This window comes from Rhodopila sp., assembly GCF_965277165.1.
Taxonomy (GTDB): domain Bacteria; phylum Pseudomonadota; class Alphaproteobacteria; order Acetobacterales; family Acetobacteraceae; genus Rhodopila.
The window spans coordinates 1,465,359-1,486,190 of the sequence record NZ_CBDICE010000006.1 but is presented as its reverse complement, the minus strand read 5'-3'; the positions used below and the strand labels follow the sequence as shown (position 1 = coordinate 1,486,190).

General features: G+C 66.8%; 20 protein-coding genes and 1 pseudogene. 6 read left to right on the top strand and 15 right to left on the bottom strand.

All coding sequences use genetic code 11. The features are described 5' to 3' along the window. Positions 1-55: 55 nt before the first annotated feature. From ACQY4Y_RS18790 to ACQY4Y_RS18775, 4 genes are all read right to left on the bottom strand, one after another. A complete protein-coding gene (locus ACQY4Y_RS18790) occupies positions 56-1,066 on the bottom strand; it encodes a hypothetical protein (RefSeq protein ID WP_428492111.1) in 1,011 nt (336 codons plus the stop codon). Positions 1,067-1,702: 636 nt separating this feature from the next. Then, positions 1,703-2,785: a zinc-binding dehydrogenase gene (locus tag ACQY4Y_RS18785; protein ID WP_428492110.1), complete on the bottom strand. Its 1,083-nt coding sequence runs from the start codon at positions 2,783-2,785 to the stop codon at positions 1,703-1,705. Between the two features lie 263 nt (positions 2,786-3,048). Then, on the bottom strand, positions 3,049-3,846 hold the full coding sequence (locus tag ACQY4Y_RS18780) for a S49 family peptidase (protein WP_428492109.1): 798 nt from the start codon (positions 3,844-3,846) through the stop codon (positions 3,049-3,051). Beyond that, on the bottom strand, positions 3,843-4,712 hold the full coding sequence (locus tag ACQY4Y_RS18775; protein ID WP_428492108.1) for a GNAT family N-acetyltransferase: 870 nt from the start codon (positions 4,710-4,712) through the stop codon (positions 3,843-3,845). The genes ACQY4Y_RS18780 and ACQY4Y_RS18775 overlap by 4 nt, the downstream gene beginning before the upstream one ends. A gap of 112 nt (positions 4,713-4,824) precedes the next feature. Here ACQY4Y_RS18775 and ACQY4Y_RS18770 point away from each other — a divergent pair, with 112 nt between their 5' ends. Beyond that, positions 4,825-5,352, top strand: coding sequence for a CHRD domain-containing protein (locus tag ACQY4Y_RS18770; protein WP_428492107.1), 528 nt, complete (start codon positions 4,825-4,827; stop codon positions 5,350-5,352). 63 nt (positions 5,353-5,415) lie between these two features. Then, a pseudogene (locus ACQY4Y_RS18765) lies at positions 5,416-5,787 on the top strand (transposase); the annotation flags it as partial. Here the strand turns inward: ACQY4Y_RS18765 and ACQY4Y_RS18760 are convergent. Further along, positions 5,775-6,170 carry a nuclear transport factor 2 family protein gene (locus ACQY4Y_RS18760; RefSeq protein ID WP_428492106.1) on the bottom strand — a complete coding sequence of 132 codons (396 nt, stop codon included), beginning with the start codon at positions 6,168-6,170 and terminating at the stop codon, positions 5,775-5,777. The pseudogene ACQY4Y_RS18765 and the gene ACQY4Y_RS18760 sit on opposite strands and share 13 nt — an antisense overlap. 94 nt (positions 6,171-6,264) lie before the next feature. Here ACQY4Y_RS18760 and ACQY4Y_RS18755 point away from each other — a divergent pair, with 94 nt between their 5' ends. Further along, positions 6,265-6,732, top strand: a complete 468-nt coding sequence (locus ACQY4Y_RS18755) for a MarR family winged helix-turn-helix transcriptional regulator (RefSeq protein ID WP_428492105.1) — start codon at positions 6,265-6,267, stop codon at positions 6,730-6,732. A 257-nt stretch (positions 6,733-6,989) separates the two neighbouring features. On the opposite strand, the gene flgH is transcribed toward ACQY4Y_RS18755, so the two are convergent. Genes flgH through ACQY4Y_RS18735 form a run of 4 tightly spaced genes read right to left on the bottom strand, consistent with a single transcriptional unit; the run spans position 6,990 to position 10,295 of the window. Then, positions 6,990-7,721: a flagellar basal body L-ring protein FlgH gene (gene flgH, locus ACQY4Y_RS18750; RefSeq protein ID WP_428492104.1), complete on the bottom strand. Its 732-nt coding sequence runs from the start codon at positions 7,719-7,721 to the stop codon at positions 6,990-6,992. Positions 7,722-7,745: 24 nt separating this feature from the next. After that, entirely contained in the window at positions 7,746-8,711 is a 966-nt protein-coding gene (gene flgA, locus ACQY4Y_RS18745; RefSeq protein ID WP_428492103.1) for a flagellar basal body P-ring formation chaperone FlgA, read from the bottom strand. A gap of 4 nt (positions 8,712-8,715) precedes the next feature. Next, positions 8,716-9,501, bottom strand: coding sequence for a flagellar basal-body rod protein FlgG (gene flgG / locus ACQY4Y_RS18740; RefSeq protein ID WP_428492102.1), 786 nt, complete (start codon positions 9,499-9,501; stop codon positions 8,716-8,718). 47 nt (positions 9,502-9,548) lie between these two features. Beyond that, the gene (locus tag ACQY4Y_RS18735; protein ID WP_428492101.1) at positions 9,549-10,295 is read right to left on the bottom strand and encodes a flagellar hook-basal body complex protein; all 747 of its coding nucleotides are present in this window, start codon (positions 10,293-10,295) and stop codon (positions 9,549-9,551) included. A 322-nt stretch (positions 10,296-10,617) separates the two neighbouring features. Here ACQY4Y_RS18735 and ACQY4Y_RS18730 point away from each other — a divergent pair, with 322 nt between their 5' ends. Both ACQY4Y_RS18730 and ACQY4Y_RS18725 read left to right on the top strand, forming a co-directional pair. Beyond that, positions 10,618-11,337, top strand: a complete 720-nt coding sequence (locus tag ACQY4Y_RS18730) for a hypothetical protein (protein WP_428492100.1) — start codon at positions 10,618-10,620, stop codon at positions 11,335-11,337. Next, positions 11,334-11,501, top strand: a complete 168-nt coding sequence (locus ACQY4Y_RS18725; RefSeq protein ID WP_428492099.1) for a hypothetical protein — start codon at positions 11,334-11,336, stop codon at positions 11,499-11,501. The genes ACQY4Y_RS18730 and ACQY4Y_RS18725 overlap by 4 nt, the downstream gene beginning before the upstream one ends. A gap of 69 nt (positions 11,502-11,570) precedes the next feature. Here ACQY4Y_RS18725 and ACQY4Y_RS18720 read toward each other — a convergent pair whose 3' ends face one another. From ACQY4Y_RS18720 to ACQY4Y_RS18705, 4 genes are all read right to left on the bottom strand, one after another. Further along, positions 11,571-12,572 carry an LLM class flavin-dependent oxidoreductase gene (locus tag ACQY4Y_RS18720; RefSeq protein ID WP_428492098.1) on the bottom strand — a complete coding sequence of 334 codons (1,002 nt, stop codon included), beginning with the start codon at positions 12,570-12,572 and terminating at the stop codon, positions 11,571-11,573. A 409-nt stretch (positions 12,573-12,981) separates the two neighbouring features. Next, the gene (locus tag ACQY4Y_RS18715) at positions 12,982-13,434 is read right to left on the bottom strand and encodes a DUF4864 domain-containing protein (protein WP_428492097.1); all 453 of its coding nucleotides are present in this window, start codon (positions 13,432-13,434) and stop codon (positions 12,982-12,984) included. Positions 13,435-14,037: 603 nt separating this feature from the next. After that, entirely contained in the window at positions 14,038-14,652 is a 615-nt protein-coding gene (locus tag ACQY4Y_RS18710; RefSeq protein ID WP_428492096.1) for an NIPSNAP family protein, read from the bottom strand. A 299-nt stretch (positions 14,653-14,951) separates the two neighbouring features. Further along, positions 14,952-16,223, bottom strand: a complete 1,272-nt coding sequence (locus ACQY4Y_RS18705) for a DUF445 domain-containing protein (RefSeq protein WP_428492095.1) — start codon at positions 16,221-16,223, stop codon at positions 14,952-14,954. A 591-nt stretch (positions 16,224-16,814) separates the two neighbouring features. Between ACQY4Y_RS18705 and ACQY4Y_RS18700 the strand changes: the two genes are divergently transcribed. After that, positions 16,815-18,533 carry a DUF262 domain-containing protein gene (locus tag ACQY4Y_RS18700; RefSeq protein ID WP_428492094.1) on the top strand — a complete coding sequence of 573 codons (1,719 nt, stop codon included), beginning with the start codon at positions 16,815-16,817 and terminating at the stop codon, positions 18,531-18,533. Positions 18,534-18,974: 441 nt separating this feature from the next. Here ACQY4Y_RS18700 and ACQY4Y_RS18695 read toward each other — a convergent pair whose 3' ends face one another. Both ACQY4Y_RS18695 and ACQY4Y_RS18690 read right to left on the bottom strand, forming a co-directional pair. Continuing rightward, positions 18,975-19,817, bottom strand: coding sequence for a phytanoyl-CoA dioxygenase family protein (locus tag ACQY4Y_RS18695; protein WP_428492093.1), 843 nt, complete (start codon positions 19,815-19,817; stop codon positions 18,975-18,977). A 98-nt stretch (positions 19,818-19,915) separates the two neighbouring features. Further along, positions 19,916-20,806, bottom strand: coding sequence for an ABC transporter permease (locus ACQY4Y_RS18690; RefSeq protein WP_428492092.1), 891 nt, complete (start codon positions 20,804-20,806; stop codon positions 19,916-19,918). Positions 20,807-20,832 lie beyond the last annotated feature (26 nt).

The following is a 20,832-nucleotide window of genomic DNA, read 5'->3' as shown; positions in this document are numbered from 1 at the left end:
CTCTATTGGCGGTGGGCTCCACGTGACAAAGCGGTAGGACGATGGGGGGTGGCGGTCAGGTTATGGTGGCGGTGCCGAGGTCGCCTGACCTGAGGCGAGGCGGGACGTTGCCGGAGAACAGGTCGGCGGCGGCTTTGGTCAGCACGTCGGCGCGGGCGCGGGCGGCGTCGCGTTCGTCTGGCGGCAGGTCGGCCATGCTGGCGGAGTATTCGTTGGCGACGACGGTCATCGCGGCACCCCAGAGCTGCTGGAATTCTTCTGCGCTGGGTTCGGCGTCGGCGTCGGCGGGGGTTGGGGTTGCCGGGACTGCCGGGTTCGGGGTGGTTTGGCGGGGGGTTTTGGCGACCGGGGTTGCGGGATCGGCCGAGGTTGCCAGGGTCGGGATTGCCAGGGTTGGCGCGGCGGGGGTTGGCGCGGCGGGGGTTGGCGCCTGAGCGGCGATCGCGGCGGGAGGCGGCGCGTTGGGGGTTGGCGCCGGATCGGCGATCGCGGCGGGGCTTGGCGCGGCGGGGGTTGGCGCGGCGGGGGCCGGGGCGGCGGGACGGGCGGCGGGACGGGCGGCGGCGTGGCGGGCCAGCAGCGCCTCACCCTGCTGGCGCACGGCGGCGAGGCGGGCGATCACCTCGGCGTCCTTGCGGTCGGCCTCGGGGTCGGGGGCGAGGTCGCGGGTCGGGGCGGGGGCGAGCACCGGGTCGGGGGCTGGGCTGGCGCGGGTGTTTTGCAGCGCTCGGCGGGCGCGGTCGCAGGCGCGGTCCGAGGCATTGGCGCTGGCGCGCAGCCGCAGGGTCATCGCGAGCGAGATATCGTCCGCCATCGACAGGCAGGCGGCGCTGACCGAGGCCAGGCCGTGGGCGACGATCTGGGCGACCGCGATCAGGTCGACGGGGCTGCGGGCGCGGTAGGCGTCGACGGTCTGCAGCGCCGCGATGCGGGCGAAGTCGAGGTTGCCGCGGCAGACCGCGAGGAACATCGGCGCCAGCAGGGTGACGATCAGCTGCAGCAGGATGTCGCCGGGCTGGAAGTCGAGGCTCGACGTCGGGCGTGGTTCGGTTGCGGTGGCGGACATGATGGCCGGGGGTTGTTGGCTGGGGTGTGTTGTAGCGAGGGTGGCGCGGGGTTGTCAAGTAATATTTCCTATATTGTGCTTATAGTCCGCGATTTGGAGCGTATCCTGGGCTCGTTTTCCCGGATTTTGGTCCCGGATTTTGGTCTGGGGAGCGACGGGATCGGTGGGCGGGAATCGGGTCGGATCGGTGCGCGTGGCGGACTCGGCCGGGGCGACGGGTCGATTGCGGCGCATTGCGGCCGGGTGCGTCGGCGGGGGTACCGGCCCTCGTCGGCGGTGCCGGTTTGCTCAGCACGGGTCGTGGGTGGCCGGGCCATGCCTGGCCATGACACGCGGGAAAGCCGGGGAGACGACGGGACTCGCCGGGGACACGCGCGGCAGGCGAGCGAGGAAACGGTAGCGGCGGAGCTGGCGCGGACTTGGCGGGGTTGGCGATCCGGTGGGGCTGGCGGGGACGCGGCTGGGGCTGGCGCGGCGGGGCTGGCGGGGAAACGGCGGGCTGGCGCGGCGGCCCTGGCGGGGAAACGGCGGGCTGGACGCGGCGGGGCTGGCGGGGAAACGGCGGGCTGGCGGGGACGCGGCGGGCCTGGCGGGGACGCGGCGAGGCTGGCGTTCGGTGAGGCCAGGAAGGGGGGATCAGGCCCAGGGGTCGACGATGACCTTGGCGTGCTGTTCCGGGTTGGCCAGTTCCGCGAAGGCGGCGTTGACGCCTTCGAGGCCGACCGAGCCGGTTATCAGGGGGGTGACGTCGATCTTGCCTTCGGCAATGTGGTGCAGGCTGTCGGCGAACTCCTGGGCGGTATAGGCGAGCACGAACTGAAGGTTGAGTTGCTTGACGATGCCGAAGAACGGCTCGAACCGGTCGGTCTGCATGCAGACGCCGACGACGACGATGCGGGCGCCGGCGGGGGCACCCTCGATCACCTGCTGGATGACGCCGGGCACGCCGACGCATTCAAAGATCACCGCAGGTCGCTGCCTTGGCCCGATGGCGAACAGCTGGGCGTAGCGGCTGGGGTCGTGGCCGGGCGGGGTGGCGGCCTGTTGCCAGCTTTCATAGGGCGAGGTGTCGGCCGGATCGACCACGATGTCGGCGCCCATTTTCAGCGCCAGTTGGCGTCGGGCGGGGGAGAAGTCGGCGGCGATGATCGGGTGCAGGTCGCGGATCGCCAGTCCGGCGATCACCGCCAGGCCGACCGGGCCGCAGCCGACGACGAGGGGCACGTCCTCGGGCGCCAGGCGGGCTTGCTGGACCGCGTGCCAGCCGACCGCCATGGGTTCGGTCAGCGCCGCGGCGGCGGCGGGCAGGCCGTTCGGCACCGCCAGCAGCATGCGGTCGGCCAGCGGCATGTATTGGGCGAAGCCGCCGGCGATGTCGTTGGAGTAGCCGATGCCGTGGACGGTCTGGCCGGCCAAGGTCATCGGCATCGAGCAGACCAGGGTGCCAGGGGCCAGGCGGGTGGGGGTACGCGGGCCGTAGTCGACGACCTCGCAGCAGAACTCGTGGCCGAACACCACGTCGCGGTCGGCGTCCATCGCCCAGCGGTTGCCGGCGCGGCGCGCCAGGTCGACGAACTGGTGGGTGTGGCTGGCGGCGTGCAGGTCGGAGCCGCAGATGCCGCAGGCGCGGGTGCGCACCAGCACCTGGCCTTCGACCGGTGTGGGGTCGGGAAGGGTATCGACGACGATGGAGCCTTGGCGAAAGACCGCGGCGTGCATGGTGGGTTCCTCCTTCTTGTGGTCGGCGGGCTTGTGGTGCGGCGGGCTTGTGGTCCGGCGGGCTTGTGGTGCGGCGGGCTTGTGGTCCGGCGGGCTTGTGGTCCGGCGGGCTTGTGGTCCGGCGGGCTTGTGGTCCGGCGGGCCGGTGATCTGGCGGCTTGTGGTCCGGCGGGCCGGTGATCTGGCGGCTTGTGATTTTGGCGGCTTGTGATTTTGGCGGCTTGTGATTTTGGCGGGGCGTGTTCGGTTGTGGGGATTCCGGGTCATCGCAGGGTGATCTGGCAGAGCCTGGCTTCCAGGGCGTCCAGTACGGTGTCGGCGGCCAGTCGCGGCAGGCGCAGCGCCAGGCGGGAGCGCTTCGGTGCGATGCGGCGCGGCCGGGCGCGGTCGCCGCCGAGGTCGCGCACCAGTTCGTCCACGGTGGCCAGACCATCGATCAGGCCGGCGGCGAGGGCCTGCTCGCCCAGCATGTAGCCGCCGTCGAACAGGGCGTCGTCGGGTGCCTTCAGGCGCGGCCCGCGGCGGGTCTTGACCCACTGCTTGAAGCGGACGTGCAGCTTGTCCATCAGGTCCTTGGCGAAGGCGACATCGTCGGGGTTCTCGGGGCTGAACGGATCGAGCCGAGCCTTGTGGGTGCCGGCGGTGTAGAGCCGGCGCTGGATGCCGAGGCGGCCCAGCAGGTCGGGGAAGCCGAAGCCGCCGCCGACCACGCCGATCGAGCCGACCACGCTCATGGGGTTGGCGTGGATCTCGTCGGCGGCGCAAGCCAGCCAGTAGCCGCCGGAGGCGCCGACCTCGCGGATCACGGCGTGGACGCGCACGCCGGCGCGGTCGGCGTGGGTGCGGATCATGCCGGCGATCAGGTCCGACTGCACCGGCGAGCCGCCGGGGCTTTCGATGTCGAGGATGACCGGGCGGCGGCCGGTGGAGGCGAAGGCTTTCTCGATCAGCGGGCGCGCCGAATCGGCGTTCAGGGTGCCGGCTCGGGTGGCGATGATGCCGTGCAGCACGATCACGTTGAGGCGGGGGCGACGCCAGGGCAGCAGGCTGGTGCCACTCATGCGGCGTGGGCCCGCAGTTCGGCCAGGCCGTGCAGGGCGGTCCCGTCGGGGGCGAAATTGGATGGGTCGAGCCAGGCCAGCAGGGCGTCGCGGCGGGGCGCCCATTCGTCGCCGACGATGCTGTACCAGTCGGTGTCGCGCTGGCGGCCCTTGCTGATCATGTGCATGCGATGGCGGCCTTCGTAGCTGAAACCCAGGCGGGTGGCGGCGCGGCGGGAGGCGGCGTTGAGCGCATTGCACTTCCACACCAGGCGGCGATAGCCGAGGTCGTCGGCGGCCAGTTTGAGCAGCAGGTAGATTGCCTCGGTGGCGGCGCGCGTGCGCTGCATGCGCGGGGCGAACCAGATGCCGCCGAGCTCGATCGCGGCGTTGCGGGGCTGGATGTCCATCAGTGCCAGCCAGCCGGAGACGACGCCGGTGATCACCGGGCGGACCGCCCAGACCATCGGGTCGTGGGTGGCGGCGGCGTCCATCACGTGACGGCCCATCGCCTCGGCCGAAGCGAACGGACCGGCGCCGAGATAGGCCCAGCTGTCGTCGGCGCCCTGTGCGGCGTGCCACAGTTCGCTGACGTGGCGGCGGTGCAGCGGCTCCAGCGTGGCATATTGGCCACGGATCGGGATCCGGACCGGCAGCGGCCGTGGGGTGGTATCGACGGGCGGGCCAATCGGCAGTGGGTCGTTGTCGGCGGGTTTGGCATGGGCGCGCCGGGGTTCGGCGGGCCGGGGATGTGTGGTTGGGGACTCGGCGGCCCGGGGATCGGCGGGCGGGGGATCGGCGGCCCGGTGATTGGCGGGCGGGGGATCGGCGGGCGGGGGATCTTCGGTGTGGGACGCGATCCTTTGGAGCGCGATCTTGTCGGGCATGGCGGCATCCTTGGTTTCGTGGAATACGGTGGCCCCAGTGGCGGCCGACGACAAGCCGCTGCCGAGCCTTGGCCGGTTGTCAGGGTTGCCACCTTTGGTTGGGGAATCATGAATGTTTCGCAGAGTACTTCTTATCACCGCGCTGTCCGCGGTGCTGGCTTCGGCCGCCTCGGCGGCGACGGTGACCTATACGGCTCGGTTGTCCGGCCGGGCCGAGGTGCCGAAGACCGACTCGAAGGGCAAGGGCAGGCTGAAAGCCGAATTCGATACGACGTCGAAGGTGCTGGATTACACGCTGACCTTCGAGGGGCTGAGCGGTCCGGCCACGGCGGCGCATATCCACGGGCCGGCGACGCGGGCGCAGAGCGCGGGGGTGGTGGTGCCGCTGGGTGAGAAGAACCCGACCAGCCCGATCACCGGTTCGGCGACGTTGACCGACGAGCAGGTGAAGTATCTGCACTCATCGAAGCTGTATGTGAACGTGCATACCGCGGCCAACCCCGGCGGCGAGATCAGGGGCCAGATCATCGCGATGCATGCCCGGCGCAAGGCGCACCCGGCGGCGAAGCAGAGCGGGACGGAAGCACCGGCGGCGACGGCTCCGGCCGAGTCCACGCCGCCTGCCGCGGCGCCGAAGTGAGGGGCTGACGTCTTGTCCGGAGGCTGAAGTTCGCCATAGCGGGCGAACCTCAGTCTCGCGCCACTGACGGTTGGTTTGGCTCTCCCCAACGTCCTTTTGCTGACGCCGAGCAACGTCAGCGACCTGCGTGCCGCCACGGACCTGCTAGCCGACGCCCGTGGCGGCATTCGGCTTGATCGCCGACAAGGGCCATGACGCCGACTGTTTGGGCGTCGATTTGCCGGCCCCGGGGTATCACGCCAGTCCTGCCCGGCATCCGTGCCGGCAAGCCGACGATCAGCCACGGCAAGCGGCGCTACAAGGAACGCTGGGGCATCGAGGCGATCTTCCGCCGGGTCAAGGACTTGCGCCGTATCGCGACCCGTTTCGACGAGCCCGCCCCGCGACTATGCATCAGCCCCAGCGCTTGCCGCATTCTGGTGTCAGGCGAACTGATCAGGTTCCTGGGCGACATCCTTTATGTCAAAGCTGGTCACCTTGCTGTTTCGCAGACGGAAAACGTGTCCGACGGTCTTGTCCTTCAGCCCGTGGGTCTGGCCATGGAGCGGCTTGCCTTCGAGATCGCGGACGGACTGTCGAACTTTCGCGACAATCGCGCCGTCCGCTTGCTTGTGAAATCCCACAGGTTCGACGTGCGGACTGACCATGGCCCACTGGCGCGTCCAATACTGACGCACGGCCTCGCGACCGTGAACGTAACCGCCATCCATGCCATTCGCCCAGGTGACATCATCGGCGAGGCTGGCTAGCACGCCATCGATGTCGCGCGCGTTGAAGCGGTCATAGAGGCGTTGGAGGACTTCGACATCACCGTCCATCGGGTTCTCTCCTCGGTCTGGATGTGCCGGATTCGGGGGATTTATATATGCACGTATGTATCAGCGTGCCGATCGTTGCAAGGGGTAAGTTGCGATGGACTTGGATGTGCTTTCGACGCCCGGGCACCTGATCAGCCTGGCGGCGCGAGGCTTCGCCCGGCTGAGTGAGGCGCGCCTCAAGCCGCTGGGCTTTGGCGTCGGTCACCTGCCGGTGCTGGTCGCCCTTCAGGATGGCCGGGCAAGCACGCAGCGTGATCTCGCCCGGTTTGCCAGGATCGAACAACCGCCGATGGCACAGATGCTCCTCCGAATGGAGCGGGACGGGCTGATCCGACGCTCGCCCGACCCGGCCGATGGGCGCAGCAGCCGCATCACCCTGACGGAGGTTGCGGCGGCGCGCCTGCCAAACGCGGTCGCAACTTTGCTCCGGGGAAACCGCGAGGTGTTGAGTGGCTTCACGCACGAGGAGACCGAACAGCTTGTTGCCCTGCTCATGCGCCTGATCGCAAATCTCGATGGGGTCGCGAGCGTCGAGGCGTCGCCGCGCTGTCCGTCAGCCTGAGCAGGAAGAGCCGTTCGCTCGCTGCGGGCTGTTTGTTTTCAGTGGCCTGCTGATCCCATCCGTCCGCCGAGAAGTGCGGCGAAGTTCTGGGGCAGGAGGCTAGCTCTTTGTATTGTCGCATGATTCACGCGGCTTGAACGGTCCGCCCGAGCCGCGATCCGCCCCGGCCGTTGCGCAGGGGCTGGGTTTGGGACGCGCGATCCGGTTTGGCGCGATCATGCTTCAGGTGGCGTGATCACGCTGAAGCACCGCCGGCTTCAGAATGGCATCAGGATATCCATCATCTGCTGGCCCCAGCGGGCGCGCTGCAGGTCGGTCAGTTGCCCCTTGCCGCCGTAGGCGATGCGGGCTTCCGCCATGCGGTCGTGCTGCACCGTGTTGTCGGAGGCGATGTCCTGCGGACGGATGACACCGGTGACCCTGAGCTCGCGCAGTTCGCTGTTGACCAGGAATTCCTGCGACGCGGCGACCACTAGGTTGCCGTTGGGCAGGACCTGGGTGATGATTCCGGCCAGCCGCAGGGTGACCGCCTCGGTGCGCTGGATCTGGCCGGTGCCGACATTGCTGTTGCCGCTGCTGGCCGACAGCAGTTTGGATGGATCGACCGCCTTCGGCACGATCGCCTCGAGCCCGAACAGGTTTGGCAGGCCGGCGGATTCGGAGCTGGCGCGGGTCGCTGAGGTCACGTTCTTCAGGTTGGCGGCGTCGTTCATGTTGACCAGGACGGTGACGATGTCGCCGACCGCGGCGGCGCGCTGGTCCTTGAAGAAGGCCCTCGAGCCGGAGCGCCAGAGCGCGTTGGCCTCATTCGGTGACGGCCGGGCGGTCGGCATCGGCATGGTCAGCGGGCGCCATTTGGGGTCCTTGGTCGGATCCTGGGTCGGGGTCATCGTCGGGTCGCGTCCGACATCGGACAGCCGGCTGAGCGTGCCGCAGGCGCTGAGCGATGCCGCCATCAAGCCCAGCAGAAGGATGCCGCGCGCGGTCATTGGGTCAGGGTCATTGGGTCAGGGTCATTGGGCGTCCACGCGCTGTTCGTAGCGCGGCGGCTGGCGGGGCAGCGCCGGCGGGGCATCGGGTGTCACCCGCACCTGGCCGGGGCCGATCACCTGGGCGAACAGGTAGGCGTGCGAGGTCATGTTCTGCACCCGGATGCGCTCGCCTTCGGCGCCGGCGTCGAGGGCGATGGCCTGGCCGGTGACCGACAGCCCGGTGGAGGCGAGCTGGATCAGGACAGTGGCGCCGCGCTGCACCAGCGGCGGGCGGACCAGGTCGGCCAGGCGCAGCGGCTGCCCGGCGGCGAGCGGGCGGCGCAGTTGCATGCCGACGACCTGGTCGGCGGATCGCGCGACGTCATTGGCGAGCGAGGCGTGGATGCGGGCGAGGTGGATGTCTTCGGGGCGCAGGATGGTTTCGGGCAGCAACCGGGTCAGTGCCACCGGTGCATCGACCACGGCGTCGGCGCGGCCGCTGATCCTGCTGTCGATCGGGTCCATGCCGTCGGCGGTGATGGTCAGGGCGGCGGTGAAGCGGCCCGAGTTGGGGTCATATTCCAATTGCGAGACGGTGGCGCTGGTTTTCGCCCCCACCGGAACGATCGGGGCGATGAAGCCGGGCAGGTCGATGTCGAGGTCGTCGGCGGCGCCGCCGGCGGTGATGGCCACGCGCACCGCGTCGAGCGCCGCTTCCCTGGGCAGCGGGCGGCCGGGCCATTCGAGCACGGCACGGTCGGCGCGCGAGACCGAGCGCCAGGCGACGTCGAACTGGCGGGCGATGGCGTTGAGCTGGGCGGCCTCGACGATGATGCGCCCGCCGGGTGTGGGGCCTGGTCCGAGCACTCGGTTGGCGTTGACGCCGGCGTCGTCGAACAGGTCGCGGAGGTAGACGTTGGGGCCGTGCAACGTGGTCATGTTGCGCAGCGAGGCGGCCTGGGCCTGGGCGCAGAGCAGCAGGCCGAGGGCCACAACCAGGGCGCGCACGGGATCAGCGCAGGTTGGTGAGGGTGGACATCATCTCGTCGCTGGAGGTGATGACCTTGCTGTTCATTTCGTAGGCGCGCTGGGCGGTGATGAGGTTGGTGATCTCGGTGACCACGTTGACGTTCGAGGTTTCGATGAAGCCTTGCTCGACCGAACCGAAGCCGGCGGTGCCGGGATTGCCGGTGACCGGGGCGCCGGAGGCGGCGGTCTGCATCAGCAGGTTGGCGCCTTGCGCATCCAGTCCCGCTTCGTTGGGAAAGGTCGCGAGCTGCAGTTGGCCGATGGTCTGCGGCGCGGTCTGGCCTTGCAACGTGACTTGGACCTGGCCCGAGGTGTTGATGGTCGTCCCGGTGGCGGCGGCCGGGATCTGCAGGCCGGGCTGCACGGTGTAGCCGTCGGCGGTGACGATGGTGCCGTCGGCAGCGAGCGAGAAGGTGCCGTCGCGGGTGTAGGCGGTCTCACCGTCGGGCATGGTGACCTGGAAATAGCCGTTGCCCTGGATCGCCATGTCCAGCGTGTTGGAGGTCTGTTGCAGGTTGCCCTGTTCGTTGATGCGGTAGATCGCCGCGGTCTTGACGCCGAGGCCGACCTGGGCGCCGGAGGGGACCACGGTGCCGCTGTCGGAGCTGTTGGCGCCGACCCGACGCAGGTTCTGGTAGATCAGATCCTGGAACTCGGCCCGCCGGCGCTTGAAGCCGGTGGTGGTCATGTTGGCCATGTTGTTGGAGATGACTTCGACGTTGGTCTGCTGGGCCTGCATGCCGGTGCCGGCGATATCAAGCGAGCGCATTGGGTGGTCTCCTGTGGCGTTTTGTCACGAGCGGGGCGGGTATCGGGTTATGAACCGGACCCGGAGGGCAGCAGCTTGTCGATGGTGCTCTGCTGGCGGTCGCCCTCGGCCTGCAGCAGTTGAGTCACGAACTGGAACTGGCGCACGTCGTCCATCATCCGCGTCACCTCCATCACCGGCTGGACGTTGGAGTCCTCGATCGCGCCTTGCACGATGGAGGGGGCGGCGACCGGGGCGGTGGGGGAGTCGGAGACGAAATTGGTGCCGCCCTCGGCGCGCATCTTCATCTGGTCGGCGGGCTGGACGATGCCGATCTTGCCGAGCTGGCCGTTCTCGGTGGTGATCGAGCCGTCGCCGGCGATGCTGATCTGGGTGTCGGTCGGGGCGAACTGGATCGGCTTGCCGCTGGTGTCGAGCACGGCGTTGCCGCTGCTGTCGGCCAGGGTGCCGTTGGGCAGCAGGCCGAAGCGGCCGTCGCGGGTCAGCCGCGGGCCGGCCTTGGTGTTGACGGTGAAGTAGCCGTTACCGGTGAGCGCCAGATCGAGCGGGTTGGCGGTATGGGTCAGGGTGCCGGGCTGCGATTCGCGATAGGTCGCGCGGTCCTGCGCGTAGGTGATGCCCTTGCTGCCGGGGGTGCGGGCGGTTCCGGTCTGCGGGTCGATCCAGTCGCTGAACACCACCCGTTCGGAGCGGTACCCCGGCGTATTGGCGTTGGCGATGTTGTTGGCGGTGATATCCATCAAGCGCTGCTGGGCAACCAGGCGCGAGGCGGCGAGGGAGGTGGTGATGTCCATAAGGCGTTGTCCGAACGGTCCGGGCTGGAGAGGAGCAAGCGCCGTGCCAGGGGCGGGAGGGGCAGATCCTGGCTGTGGAGGCTGGATGCGGTGGCCACAGCAGGCGCCGGTAGGGCAGCAAAATCTGCCGATTGGGCAATGATTGCCGCGGTGTCTGGGGGCCGGTTCGGGTGACGGGGCGTGGTGGGTCGCGGCAAATGGCTGGGGCGATCGGTGGCGCAAAACAGTTGCGACCACTCGGAGCCGGACGATATGACCTCTGCCCGCGAATGGCGGACGCCGATCGGGCGCATCGGCCGTTGCATCCAGGAGATCGCACCGCATGGACTGGCCGGCCTTGCTGCCTGTGTTCCTGACTGCCGGGGTGGAGTGGGTGGAAGCGTTCACCATCGTGCTCGCGGTCAGCCTGACGATCGGCTGGGGCGCCTCCTTGGCGGCGGCGGCGGCGGGGCTTGCCACGCTGGCGGCGCTGACGGCGGTGACCGGGGGGGCGTTCAGCCTGGGGCTGAACCTGCAGGCCATCCAGTTCGTCATCGGCGTGTTCCTGCTGCTGTTCGGGGTGCGCTGGCTGTCCAAGGCGATCGCTCGCCAGGCCGGGCTGAAACCGCTGCACGATGAGGACGCCGAATTCCGCGACACCCAGGCCGCGGTCAGCAAGGGCGACTGGTTCGCCGCCTGGCTGATCGCCTATAAGGGCACCTTGCTGGAGGGGCTGGAGGTCTGGCTGCTGGTGGTTGCGTTCAGCCTGCACAGCCGGGCCTGGATGGCGAACGCGGGCGCCGCGCTGGCCGCGTTGGTGGTGGTGTTCCTGGCCGGGATGTCGATTCGGGCGCCGCTGCAGCGGGTGCCGGAGAACGCCATCAAGTTCGTGGTCGGGGCGATGATCGTTTCATTCGGCATGTTCTGGACGCTGCAGGCGCTGGCCGGCGACGTCTGGCCGCTGGGCGATTGGTCGCTGCTGTTGCTGGAGGCGTTCTTCCTGGCCGGCGGGCAGGCGCTGGTGCCGCTGATCCGCGCCCGGCCGCGTCGGGCGGCGGCATGAAGGCGTTTGCCAAGACCCTGTTCGGCGACAGCCGCAACCTTGCCGGGGTTGGCCTGATCGTAGCGGTGGCGGCGGTGCTGACCGGGCTTGGCCGGGCCGATTGGGCGGTGTTCGCGATGCCGGTTGCAGCGCTGGGCGTGGCCGGCTGGCTGGCGGATCATTGAGCGGCTGATTGGCTTGGACTTGGCGTCCGCAACGGTCGGTGGGGGGCTTCGGCCGGGAGCGGGTGAAACCTACTGCATCTGGTTCGCCAGCAGGGCGTAGGACCGCCGTCGAGCTGCCGGATCGTGCAGGGTGGTGAGGATGGCGATCTCCTCGACGTCGTGCTGCTGGGCCAGCGCGCGCAATCTGGTGCCGACGTGATCGGCGGTGCCGTAGAAGGCTCGTGCGCGCAGGCGTTCGACGCGGGCGGTTTCGGCGTCCGAGTAGACGTGGGTGGCGGCCTGTTCTGGGGACGCCAGCGCGGTGAACAGGCCGCGGTCGCGGTTGAGCCGCCAGATTTCACGCGAGCGGAACAGGGTGTCGGCTTCCTGCTGGGTCTCGGCGGCCATCGCCCAGACGCATAATGCGGCGTGTGGGGAGGCATGGCGTGGGCTGGGCCGGTATCCCTGGCGGTAGAGTGCCAGCGCCTGTTCGGCGCCGTGGCCGTCGGTGATGAAATGGGCGAAGCAGAACGGCAGGCCGAAATAGGCCGCGACCTGGGCGCCGTAGTCGGAACTGCCGAGCACCCAGACCTCGGGCGTGGTCGGGCCCTGAGGTTGGGCGCGGACGTCGCGGAACGGATGGCCCTCGATCAGCTTCTGGCCGGCGAGCCAGGCCAGCAGATCGCGCATGTCGGCGGGGAACTGGTCGGCGGCGGTGTCCGCCCTGGGGTTCAGCGCGTAGGCGGTGAGGCCATCGGAGCCCGGCGCTCGGCCGACGCCGAGGTCGATGCGTCCGGGCGCGATCGCATCGAGGACGCGGAACTGTTCGGCGACTTTAAAGGGGGCGTAATGCGGCAGCATTACACCGGCGGAGCCGACGCGAATGCGCTGGGTGGTGGCGGCGATGGCGGCGATCAGGATCTCCGGCGCGGTGCCGGCCTGGCTGTCGGAGTTGTGGTGTTCGGCGCACCAGTAGCGGTGGTAGCCCAGAGCCTCGCAATGCTGGGCCAGGGCGATGCTTTCGCGGATCGAGGCGTCAGGCGAGCGGTCGGCGACGATGGTCGATTGATCGAGGACTGAGAGCCGTAGCATGGGCGAGGGTCCGCTTCTGTCTCGATTCGAGGGTTTGTCATGCGGTGGATCAGCCGCCGTGCGACCTGCCCGATCGGCAAGGACACCAGCAACGCGTTTTTGTCCAGCGGGGTTTATGGTTCCGGTGTCCGCTACGGCGGTTGATCCACACATTGTTGGACTTCGGGACAGACACGCTAGCTAGTGTCCCGAGTCTGAAGTTCGCCATGGCAGGCGAACCCCAGTCTCGTGCCACTAGCTCTTTGTTTTCAGTGGCCTGCTTGTCTCTTACGTCCGCCGCATAGTGCGGCGAACTTCGGAGGCAGGACACTAGACCGGCTGAGCTTTATCGCGCTGCCTGACACACAATGCCGTTGGCGGATGTTGGTGTTGCAGGCTTGCCGCTCGCCCAAACCGCCGACCCGATCCTTCAGGTATTCAGCCCATCCGTCTGCGTCAGCGCACACCCATCGATCCGCCATGTGCCGTCCTGCTCGCGCTCCATTTTATAAAGCGCTAGCGCTGCCGAACCGTCAGGGCCGATGATCATGACGCGCTGAACGATCCGTTCTTTGATCGTTATCAGTTTCTCGAACTTGAACGAGCGCGGCCGGTAGACCGGCGGATACCCCTGCCGCACCATCGCCATAAAATGCGCCGCGTCCCCAAACACCGACTGTATGTGGGGCGAGGCGAAGCTGAACGCGGCGGCGCCGGCGTCACGGCGGAACGCGTCGAGTTGCGACGTGATGACCTGCTCGATCGCCTTATGATCCGCCGTTGAGACCGACGCGGCGTCGTCGGCGCGCGCCGGCCCTCGACCGCAGCAGACCATTGCGACGATCAAGCAGATCGCTAGTGTCCCGCGTCTGAAGTTCGCCATAGCAGGCGAACCCCAGTCTCGTGCCACTAGTTCTTTGTTTTCAGTGGCCTGCTTGCCTCCTACGTCCGGCGCATAGTGCGGCGAACTTCGGAGGCAGGACACTAGAACACGCATTGACAACCCTCCTGCCGAAATCATTAGTGATTTGCGTTGAAAGACTGTAGTGCCGCCGCACCAAAGAAAGGCCTGGATGCTCCGCTTGCGTCGACGATTGTAGGTTGGGTGTCTTCGCCATCTGGTATCGGATCACGGTTCAGCCGTTCTTTTGATCCGATCCAGTGTGGGTTCGAGGGTAGCCCTCCGCAGCCGATCAACGGTGCAGCATAGCATGGAGCTTTCGCCAAGATGAAATGCTCAGCCGGGTCGTCAGGCCAGTCCCGGCCCGCGGATTCGTCGTTACGGAGACTTCCGACGCCAAGCGGCGTCCGAAACTCATAATCAGAGCGGACTGTCCGCCTCTGACAAGCTGGCGGCGATAGGGGGGAAGTCGTTACCGGCATGCGACCGAGGCGCGGTCGATCAAGGGTCAATGTCAGCGTCTTTGCGACGCCATCCTCAGAGCATTTTGGCGACCGTCGTCCTCCCGCCACTTTGCTCATGGCGTCAGGCGAGCGGGGAGCCAGGCTCGGGCAACGCGATCGTCGAGCTCGCTTCCACGATCTGGTCCGGACCGCCGCGGGGTGGCCAGACGCCGCTGGAATACGCGGCCGTCCGCAGAGCAGAACGTTGGTAGAGATCTCTGAATCCCCAGATGTGCGTGATGCGCGGCGGCCCATCCAGCGCGTACATGTTGATCACTAGCCGCTCCGTGTAGTCCCGCGCCGGTGCGATCGCCTGCTGCCAGCCGACGAGTGTCGGCGGCAGACCGCCGGGCTTCAGCTGGTAGGTCCGAAACTCGTAAGCCGGGCCGCGAGCGCCGATTTGCGGTGGCGGCAGGAACGGGAACGGCGCGTAGCTCTCCATGCTGAGCGATTTCACGCGGCTGCTCGCATTGAAAGGCGTGTCGCTGAGCAGGGCGCGCTGGCGCTCTACCGCCAGAGCCTCGGCCGTGTCGAAACTGCGGAGCACCAGCAAGCGCCCCAGCGTGCCGATCTCGGTGCGCCAGCAGCCCAGCAGCGAGCCGTCAGCGAGCGGACCTGATATCCAAGCCCGCGCGCCATCGGCGACCTCATGGATCGCCAGCAGCGGACAGGCTATGGTAGTCAATTCACAGATCATTGGCCGATCCTGTCCGAAGTGTGGTGTTGCCCTGGGCTGCGGCGGCTAGAAGGCACGAGGAAATCCGCCACGATCCCGCCGCAGCTGTAAACCGCCACGCAAGCCACGATCCATCTAGCGATGTGCATCGGCACCTCCTCGTCATGCGGCTACAGCGGACTGACGTGTCCCGGTATCACGAAAGCGCGGTTTTCGCCGGGCCTGAGCGAACGGACGCGACCTCAACGAAGTAAATTAGGCTGCATGTTCCCGGAATCGTTCAGAACGAACCGCATATGCCTTGCTAGAATGAGTCGGGTTCAGAACGGCGCCTGGCCGAACAGGGTGTCCAGCACCGCGTATAGCAGGCCGCCGATCAGGAAGCCGACGATGGTTCCGTTCATGCGGATATATTGCAAGTCCTTGCCGACGCGCAGTTCCAGGCGGTCGACGATCGTTGCGCTATCCCAATTGGCAACCACCTGGCCGATGAAGTCGGCGATGCGCACCTGGGCGGTGGGGAGCATGGTGCGCACCAGGCCCTCGGCGGCGGTCTGCAGCCGGGCACGGGCGAGCGGGTCGGCTTCCAGGATGGTGCCAAGGTTGCCCAGCGCGTCCTGGATGTAGGGCACGACCCGGCCGTTCGGTTTGGCGATGTCGGCTTCCAGGCCGGCGCGCAGGCGGGCCCAGATGTCCCAGATCCAGGTCTGGATGGTTTCGTGGGCAACTACCCGGCGTATCGCGGCGCCGACCTCAGCGGCGCGTTCCGGTTCGGTTTCCATGCGGTTGATCTCACGGCGCACCCATTCGTCGAAGGCGGCGCGCAGTTCGGAGCCGTCGGGGCTCATTTTGTCGAGTTCGGTGTTGATGACGCCGAGCACGCGGCGGGCGATGGAGGCGCCGAGCGCCCAGCCGACCAGGCGGCCGCCCTGTTCGCGGACGCGTTCCTCGATGGCGTGGCGCAAGGCGCCCTCGCGGCCGCCGAGGGTGGTCTTCAACTGGCCGAGGACGAAGCCGAATACTTCCTGGTGGCGGCCGCCGTCGACCAGGCTGTGCAGGGCGCGGGCGACGACCTGGCCGGCGGCGGGACCGCCGACGATCCTGGGCAGCACGCGGGCGACGATACGGCGGGCGCGGCCGTCCTCGACCGTGGCCAACAAGCGGGGCAGCACGCCGGAGAGCGCGACGGCAGCGGGGCGGGCGGCGGCCGGGTCCGCCAGGAAGCGGGCCAGGATGCCGGGCAGGTCGAGGCGGGCGATGACGTTGGAGACCTCGGTGCTGGTGAACACGTGGGTGGCGACGAAACGGCCGAGCGCCTGGCCGAGACGGAGGCGCTGGTTGGGGATGATGGCGGTGTGCGGGATCGGGATGCCGAGCGGGTGGCGGAACAGCGCGGTGACCGCGAACCAGTCGGCGATGCCGCCGATGAAGCCGGCCTTGGCGGAGGCTTGCAGCAGGCCGGCCCACCAGTTGGGCGGCAGGGAATAGCTGGCGATGGTGAGGCAGGCCATGAGGACCAGGAGGCCGGTCGCGAAGCTGCGGTGGCGGCGCAGGGTGCGCCGGGCCTGGGTGTCGGGATCAGGGTTGGTCATCGGGGGGTTGTTTAGGCGCGGCGGGCGGGTGCGTCTAATTCGCCGCCAGATCAAGCGTCGTCGATGCCTTGTCGGCAACCGCTGGCGCGCATGCTGATCGGTTCTCGCCGCCGCGTTGCGGTTTCCGCCGGGTGACGGAGTTCTCGATCGATGTGGCTGACAATGGCTCCGCCGAGCGTGACCAACAACCACATGAGTTGGGTTCCAGCGTCACCCGCTCCGTCAGGTCGAGCGTTGCCATCGCTGAGCCTAGTATCATCAGAGCGAGTGATTCTGCCTCCGCGCGGTTCAGCACCGCTGCCGCAAGCCGTGCACCGGGCGCGGCCGCCACCTCCACGGTAGTCCGGCCAATGCTCGAGACGTGGCCGACTACCAAGATTCCGCGGCCGATAAGCGGAGGGCAAGAAAATCTGCGTGGAGTTTCAATCTGGCAGGGCTCAAGCGGTCAGCACTGGGTTTGGTCTCGCGCCTCTTTCGCAGCCTCACCGGAGGGAGAACATTTCGGGTAGCGACGAAACGTTCCTCGGGATGCTATCCGAGCGGCCCCAATGTCTGCTAGCCGTCGTCGCAGGTTATGTTCTGGGGGAAACTATGGAAGCGTCACCAGCCCAGGTTATCCAGTACTTCAATGGCGAGAAGCAGAATTTGATCCCATTGTTTCAGCGCCCTTACTCCTGGCGCTTACCGAACTGGAAAACGATGTGGGACGACGTTCTGGTTCAATACGACGCCGACGACAAGTCGGCGCACTTTATGGGTACCATCGTATCCGTTCCCGCACGCAGTGTACCCGTGGGGGTCAGCAAATACCTTATCATAGATGGGCAGCAGCGGCTCACGACGGTCTCGATCTTGCTCGCAGCTCTTCGGGATACGCTCGACGAGAACTCGTCGGCGCGTATTCAGGAAGTCTACCTTACGAACCGTTTCCGTGATCCAGAGGACACGCTGAAATTCGTTCCCACGCAAATCGATCGCGATCGATATCGCTCTATTATCTTGGATCGCTATGTTCCCGACGATCAGAGCTTAATGTCCGAGGGCTATGCCTACTTCAAAAACCAGTTGCTCAAAGGCATAGACCCAAACGGGGACCCCATTGATCGCGCTAAGGTTCTGACGACGGTGGAGCGGGCATTGCAGGTCGTCATGATCAACCTCGGTGATGACGACGATCCCTACCTGATCTTTGAAAGCCTGAACTTCAAGGGCGAGCCACTCACGCAAGCGGATCTGGTCCGAAACTATATCCTGATGCGGTTCCGGCACTCGATGTCGGCAGGCGGCGAGCAGGAGCGCATCTATAAAACGTATTGGGCGCCAATGGAGCAGCGGCTCGGTGACAACATTCCCGAGTTCCTACGGCACTACGCCATGAAAGGTGGTGACAACGTCTATCAACGGGGTATCTACGCCGCCACGAAGTTACTCCTGAAAGGTATGGGTGAACCGACTGACGTCGAGGCGGAGTTGGTTCGGATGAGCAGCTTCTCCGCAATGTACGCCAGCATCCTCGATCCGTCGCTGGAGCAGACACCCTCAATAAGAAAGCGACTTGTCAATCTGAAAAGCCTCGACGTAGGAACGTCATATCCTCTGCTTCTCCGCCTGTTCGAAGAGCGGCGCGTCGGAAAGATCAGCGTCAAAGATCTTGAAGACTGCCTAGGTCTTATTGAGTCTTTCGTCGTTCGCCGGGCCGTGTCGGTCGTTCCAACGAATGCGTTAAACAAGCTCTTTCTTCAATGGGCGCGCCAATTCCCCGCTGACAATCACGTACAATGGCTAGGCACATCTATGTCAGCGGGGGCCGGCGGGCGGCGTTTCCCGAACGACATCGAGTTCGGCGAGAACTTCAGAAGTTTTGCTCAGTATGGCCGCGGCTATACCCGCTACGTGCTGCTCCGACTTGAGGAGGCTTTTGGACATAAGGAAGGCGTCGATCTGAGCAATGCTACGATCGAACATCTCATGCCGCAGACCATGACCAACGAGTGGAAGGCGGAAGTCGGGTCGCATGCCGTTGCCGTTCACGCGCGCCTCAAGGACACCTTCGGCAATTTGTCGCTGACAGGATACAATACGGAGCTCGGCAATCTGCCGTTTCGGGAAAAGAAAATGAAGCTCGCCAATACTCACATCGAACTTAATAGATTTGTTCTCGAACAAAACCGCTGGGGGGAAGAGGAGATCATTAAGCGGGCTGATACTATGTTTAAGACCGCCAGCAAACTGTGGCCTGGTCCGATCACGCTGGCAGCACCTCCAGCAGTCACTCCTGACACGACCTCCGCAAGACCGGCTGACGCGTAAGCGGCTTCCACCTTCTCAACGGTCTTGTGAAGACGGAATGTGAGGGTCTTTGCGGCGAAGCGGACGGGCGACGTAGGCGGGATTGACCGGCACCGGACAGAATGGAAAAAGCAGCTCGCTCGGCCCATGCGGGGGCCTCCCTCATCCGAAAGCCCTGGTTTTTAGTGGACACGAGTTGGCGCTACCCTGTCCACTTTAATCGCTGAATTCTAATCTTGTTGGCCGGCAGGTCCGTAAGGAATCGATTAAGGCGAGCCGGGTCGAGCTCGGGCCGAATTACGTCGAGCATGATCTCCCAGCTCTCCAAGGCCATCCGGCTTCTCTTCCAATACAATGCCAACCCGATATTTCGAGTATCTTCGCCTTCGACTGCCTTTTCAAATTTGACACCGGAAGCAGCCCCGCCAGTCTTCAGGCCATTCCGACGCGCACCGCGACAGGTCACGCGACCTGGGTAGCGGATAGTTCGGGGACCTCGGTCTTGGACAGGTCGTAGTAAAGCCCGGCCGCCTGCCGGTGCGCTTGCAGCCGAGCCTCGGGTGGGTCGGCGTGGGCAAGCCGGGTTTCCGGCTGGTAATAGCCGTATTGGTCCGTCCCGCGCACGAGCAGCGCGGCTGGCCGAATGCTGCCGGTCGGGCGTACATGGGTTGGAATATAGCTCAGCGTCAGGCCGATCCGGCGGTCGTCACTGTTGTTCGGGCCCGACGAGTGAACCATGTGCGTGTGGTGCAGCGACATCTCACCGGCCTTCAGCGGCGCCAGCACGCCGTCCTGGGGCGCGTATCCACCGACCTGCTGCACCCGCCGAATGATGCTGTCATCGACGGACGTATCGGCGTGGACCGCGATGCCTGCCTTGTGACTACCGGGGATCATCCGCATGCAGCCGGACAGCTCGTTCGCGTTGCTGAGCGCCACCCAGGCGGTCACCTCCTCGGCCGGATCGAGGTTGAAATAGGCGTCGTCCTGATGCCACACCGCGACCGTGCCGCGGTGAGCCTCCTTGGTCTGCAGCGTGAAATGAAACAGCAGGATATTCGGCCCGATCACGTCCTCGACGGCGTCGAGCACCGCCGGGTGATGGACGATGGCGTCGGCCCAGTCGAACAGCAGGTGGCATTTGGATTTCTCCGGATAGCTCACCGGCTGGCCGAGGGTCGCTTCGTGGGCTTCAAGTTCGGCGCGGTAGACCGCCGCCTCCGCTGGCGGGAAAACCCTGACCGGGGCGGCGAAACCATCATTCCGGTAGTGTTGAAGCTGCGCTTCGGTCAATCGGAGTGGCATGGATCTTCTCCCTATTGAAACCTGCGTCCCATTGAGATGGTGCGACGGGACGTGTCAATGGGTCTGGGTGACCGTCCGTCGGCCCGAAATACGGCGGCCTACGACCCGCGCGGATCCAGTGCATCGCGCAAGCCGTCGCCGACCAGGTTGAACGACAGCACGCAGAGGAAGATCGCCACGCCTGGGAATACTGCCAGCCAGGGTGCCTGGGTCAGGAAGCGCTGGGCGGCGTTGAGCATCGAGCCCCAGGACGGTGACGGCGGCTGCTGGCCCAGGCCGAGGAACGACAGCGATGCCTCGGCGATGATCGCGGCGGCCAGCGACAGCGTCGCCTGCACCAGCACCGGGGGGACGATGTTGGGGGCGACGTGGCGCAGCGCCACGCGCAGGCCGCGGGCGCCCAGCGAGCGCGCCGCCTGGATATAGTCGGCGCTGTTCACCTCCAGCGTGGCGGCGCGGGCGACGCGCATGAAGCGGGGGGCGGTGGACACGCCGATGGCGATCATCGCGTTGGCGAGATCCGGCCCCAGGAACGCGGTGAGGGCGATCGCCAGGATCAGGAACGGGCAGGCCAGCATGGCATCGGTCAGCCGCGACAGCGCGGCGTCGATCCAGCCGCCGGAGAAGCCGGCGAGCAGCCCGGCGGGGACGCCGATCCCGGCGGCGATCAGCACGGAGACGACGCCGGCCAGCAGGCTGGCCCTGGCGCCGAACAGCACGCGCGAAAACACGTCGCGGCCGTTCTCGTCGGTGCCCATCCAGTGCGCCGCCGAGGGTGCCTTGCGGATCGCGGTCCAGGAGGTGGCGATCGGGTCGAACGGGGCGATCAGCGGCGCCAGCAGTGCGGCGGCAACGAACAGGACGATCACCACCAGGCCGGCGACCGCGGCCGGGCGGCGCAGAAAGCGGGCGAGCGCCAGGCTGGCGGGTGTGCGCGGCGCTCGGGTCGGTTCGATCGAACGCAACGCCGGTGTTGCCGTGGCGGTCATCGCGCGTGGTCCGGGGTTGGGCTGGC